The sequence below is a fragment of the Microbacterium sp. Leaf351 genome (assembly GCF_001423825.1).
GTDB classification, from domain to species: Bacteria; Actinomycetota; Actinomycetes; order Actinomycetales; family Microbacteriaceae; genus Microbacterium; species Microbacterium ginsengisoli.
The window spans coordinates 112,736-116,618 of sequence record NZ_LMPK01000036.1; the positions used below are offsets into that span (position 1 = coordinate 112,736).

General features: G+C 72.7%; 5 protein-coding genes and 1 pseudogene. 5 read left to right on the forward strand and 1 reads right to left on the reverse strand.

Features of this window, described 5'->3' with window-relative positions; translation table 11 throughout:
* A pseudogene (locus ASG00_RS18520) lies at nt 1-292 on the forward strand (shikimate 5-dehydrogenase); the annotation flags it as partial.
* Between the two features lie 17 nt (nt 293-309).
* Entirely contained in the window at nt 310-570 is a 261-nt protein-coding gene (locus tag ASG00_RS12490; RefSeq protein WP_056209986.1) for a DUF4287 domain-containing protein, read from the forward strand.
* A 25-nt stretch (nt 571-595) separates the two neighbouring features.
* On the opposite strand, the gene ASG00_RS12495 is transcribed toward ASG00_RS12490, so the two are convergent.
* Nucleotides 596-1,774 carry an MFS transporter gene (locus ASG00_RS12495; protein WP_056209989.1) on the reverse strand — a complete coding sequence of 393 codons (1,179 nt, stop codon included), beginning with the start codon at nt 1,772-1,774 and terminating at the stop codon, nt 596-598.
* Between the two features lie 69 nt (nt 1,775-1,843).
* Between ASG00_RS12495 and ASG00_RS12500 the strand changes: the two genes are divergently transcribed.
* The 3 genes from ASG00_RS12500 (at nt 1,844) to ASG00_RS12510 (ending at nt 3,732) form a co-directional block, all read left to right on the forward strand.
* Nucleotides 1,844-2,524, forward strand: coding sequence for a GntR family transcriptional regulator (locus ASG00_RS12500; RefSeq protein WP_082483235.1), 681 nt, complete (start codon nt 1,844-1,846; stop codon nt 2,522-2,524).
* 71 nt (nt 2,525-2,595) lie between these two features.
* The gene (locus ASG00_RS12505; RefSeq protein WP_056209993.1) at nt 2,596-3,273 is read left to right on the forward strand and encodes a PhzF family phenazine biosynthesis protein; all 678 of its coding nucleotides are present in this window, start codon (nt 2,596-2,598) and stop codon (nt 3,271-3,273) included.
* Nucleotides 3,274-3,327: 54 nt separating this feature from the next.
* Entirely contained in the window at nt 3,328-3,732 is a 405-nt protein-coding gene (locus ASG00_RS12510) for a DUF1003 domain-containing protein (RefSeq protein WP_056210006.1), read from the forward strand.
* Nucleotides 3,733-3,883 lie beyond the last annotated feature (151 nt).

Below are 3,883 nucleotides of genomic sequence, written 5' to 3' on the forward strand. Positions count from 1 at the left end.
GCCGTTCGCCGGCGTGCTCGTGAACGTCACGCCGCTCGGCATGAACGGGCCGGATGCCGCGGCTCTCGCGTTCTCGCACGAGCAGGTGGCTGCGGCATCCGTCGTCTTCGATGTCGTGGCGTTCCCGTCGGAGACGCCGCTCGTGCGCTCGGCGCGCGAGTCGGGCGTGCCGGTGATCACGGGTGCCGAGGTGATCGCACTGCAGGCCGCCCGCCAGTTCGAGCGGTACACCGGCGTCGCCCTCACCGCCGACCAGGTGGCGCGCGCGTCGGAGTTCTCGCGCGCCGAGTGACGCGCGATGATGGGGCGATGAGCGCACACCGTGTTCCCGCGCCGGAGCTGCCGGTCGGGGTCAAGTTGCAGGGTCCGGTCTCGTACTTCCCGAGCATCGAGAAGACGTACGGGCAGCCCGTGCAGCACTGGCTCGACCTCGTCGCCGATCGCCTCGACGACCACCGTCACATGGAGGTGGTGGAGTGGCTCAAGACCGAGCACGGACTCGGCCACGGACATGCGAACGCGATCGTCGGCTACGTGAAGCGCGCGCTCGCGGGTTCCGCACCGGAGTGAGGGCGCGCGCCGGTCGCGCACCGACTCAGTCGCGGTGCACGTCGCGCCGGGGCACCAACGGCACGGCGATGAGGGGCACCAGCGCGACGAGCGCGTACGCTCCCGCGAAGCCCGTTGCCGTGATGAGCGCGCCGATGCCCGGCCCGACGAGGGACGCCGCGATGAACTGGCCGGTGTTCTGCACGCCGAGCGCCTTGCCGACCCATGAGCTGCCCGCCGCCTCCGCGACCGAGGTGTAGGCGAGGCCGTTGTCGGCGACGGTCACCACCGCGGCGATCACGAGGATGACGCCGCCGACGGCCGCCCACGCGAACGCACCGCTCATGGCGAGCGCGAGCATGACGACGACGGCCGAGACGGCCACTCCTCGCAGCACGCGCACGCGGCTGCCGACCCGGTCGCTCAGGACGCCGACGACGATGCGGCCGAGCGCCCCGACGAACTGCGAGATCGCGACGAGGGCGGCCGCGGCATCCTGGCCCCATCCCAGGGCCGAGATGAGGAACACCATGCCGAAGGTCGACACGGCGAACTGCGGCACGACGAGCAGCAGCGACACCGCGTGGATGCGCGCGAGGAACCCGCTCGCCCGATAGGGGTTCACGGCGGGTCTCTCGGGGCCGGATGCCGCGGCCCGCGGCGGATTGCGGATGCCCGCCGCGCAGGCGGCCGCGATGATCGCGAGGGCCGCGGCGATCACGAGGAATGTCGCCGGGATGCCCGCGGAGCCCGCGAGCGCGGGCACGAGGGCCGCGGCGGCCGCGACGCCGAGGGGCTGGGCCATCTGCCGGATGCCCATCGCGAGTCCGCGCCGGTCGCGCGGGAACCATCCGACGACGACGCGGCCGCTCGCCGCGTTCGTGCTGGCGGCGGCCGCACCGCCGGCGAGGAGTGCGACGCCGAGGCCGATGAGGTCGCTGGTCACCGCGGCGGCGAGCGCGAGCAGTGCGGTGAGGAGGAGTCCTCCCGCGATGACGCCCCGCTCCCCTCGTCGATCGGCCAGGTGACCCCAGGCGATGAGCGTGAGCACCATGCCGACGGTGGGGGCGGCGGAGAGGAGTCCCGCCTGCGCGAGCGGGAGGCCCCGGTCGAGGTGCAGCAGCGGGATGAGGAACACGGGCGCGGAGACGAGCAGGGTGCCGGCGGCCTGCGCGGCGATGCCGAGCGCGAGCATGATCCAAGCGCGGGGAGGGATGCGCGTCATGCGTTGACCTCGGTTCGGGGCTCGTGAGACGATCGGTATACCGCTTTGGTATACCAGAAGGGAGCACCGGTGGACGAACCCGGCGAGGCCCGCGCCTACCGCCAGCTGCGCATCGCGATCCTGACCCTCGACCTCTCCCCCGGCGAGCGGCTGTCGGAACGCGCGCTCGAGAGCCGCCTCGGCGTCTCGCGCACGCCCATCCGCGCCGCACTCCTTCGCCTCGGCGGCGAAGGCCTCACCGTGCGCACCGAGCGCGGATGGGCAGTCGCGCCCCTCGATATCGCCGAGGTGCGCGCCGCGATGGAGTACCGCGAGATCGTCGAGGTGGCCGCTGTGCGCCTCGCCGTCGACCGCGCATCCGACCCCGACCTCGCCGCCCTGCGGGAGCTCGTCGACACCCACCGCTCCCACGACGACCCCGAGACGGGCCTGCGCGACGGCGGCGACTTCCACCACGCCCTCGCGGCGACATCAGGAAATGCGTTCCTCGCCGCCGCCGTCGCCGACACCATCACCCGCCTCGCCCGGGTGCGCTGGCTCGAGGTGCGCTCGGCGGCATCCCGTGCCCACGCCCGCGATGAGCACGCGGCGATCATCGACGCCGTCGCACACCGCGACGCCGACCGCGCTGCCGCGCTCACCCTCGCGCACGGGCGCGGCACGCGCGATCGGCTGCTCGCGGTGCTCGACGAGGAACGCGGGCGTCGCGGCATCCGCTCGCTCGCGATCGTCGACAGCGCGGCCGGGTGACGGCGCTCGGTGTGTGTCCACCGACGACGGCCACGCCGACCCCCGACCCCTGCGCCCGATAGCGTGGCGGGATGAGCTTCGGAGTGCAGGTCGATGTCGTGCGGGTGTTCACGGACGCGGACGGAGGCTCGGGCAACCCCCTCGGCATCGTGCTGAGCAGCGCCGCCTCGGCCGGGCGGGAGCAGCACATCGCCGAGGCGCTCGGCTACTCCGAGACGGTCTTCATCGGTGAGATCACCCCCGACGCCGCGCAGGTGCGCATCTTCACGCCCGCCCGCGAACTGCCCTTCGCCGGGCACCCGAGCGTCGGCACCGCCTGGTGGCTCGCCCGCCGAGGAACCCCGGTCGCCGCCCTCGAGGTGCCGGCGGGTCGCGTCGTGATCGACATCGACGGCGAGGATGTCGCCGTGCGCGCCCGCCCCGAATGGACCCCCGACTTCGCGTTCCGGCAGCTCGGCTCGCCGGCCGAGATCGACGCCCTCGACCCGGCCACGTTCACCGAGGGCCACCACTATCTGTGGGCGTGGGCGGACGAGACGGCGGGCACGGTGCGATCCCGCATGTTCGCGCCCGACATGGGCATCGTGGAGGATCCGGCGACCGGAGCCGCCGCGGTGCGGCTCACCGGACTCGTGGCGCGCGACCTCGACATCACCCAGGGCGAGGGCTGCAGGCTCCGCACCCGCTGGCTGGGCGGCGAGGTCTCGCTGTCGGGCCGCGTCGCACCCGACAGCGCCGTCGAGATCTGATCGCCGCCGCGGACATCGAGCCGCGGCATCCGATCGATCTCTATGATCGGCGCCATGCAGCGACCGATCACCAACTGGCACGACCAGGCCACGCAACAGCTGACCCGCGGCGAGCGCGCCGCCGACCGCCTGCGCAACGGCATGGGCTCGTGGGGCTTCATCATCGGGTTCGTCGTGTTCATGGTCGTGTGGGCGATCGTCAACGCGACGGCCGTGCAGTGGGACCCCTACCCGTACATCCTGCTCAACCTGTTCCTCAGCATGCTCGCCGGGCTGCAGGGGGCGATCCTGCTCATCGTCGCGAAGCGACAGGATGCCATAGCCGCGGCGCTCGCCCAGCACGACTTCGAGACGAACGTCGCCGCGAAGGGCGAGATCGAGGAGCTGATCGACCTCAACCGCCGTCAGCTCGCCCTCATCACCCGCCTGTGCGAGGAACGCGGGCTGACGCTCCCGTGATCCACGCTCACGGGAGCGCGGATACTGAACGGTGGCGCCACCGCGCCGCCACCGTGGAGAGGAAGAGCACATGCCGCTCGCCGTATGCCGTTACGAGACACTCAGCGCCGAGGGGATGACGCGGGCGCGCGAGGTGTACCCCCGCCACCTC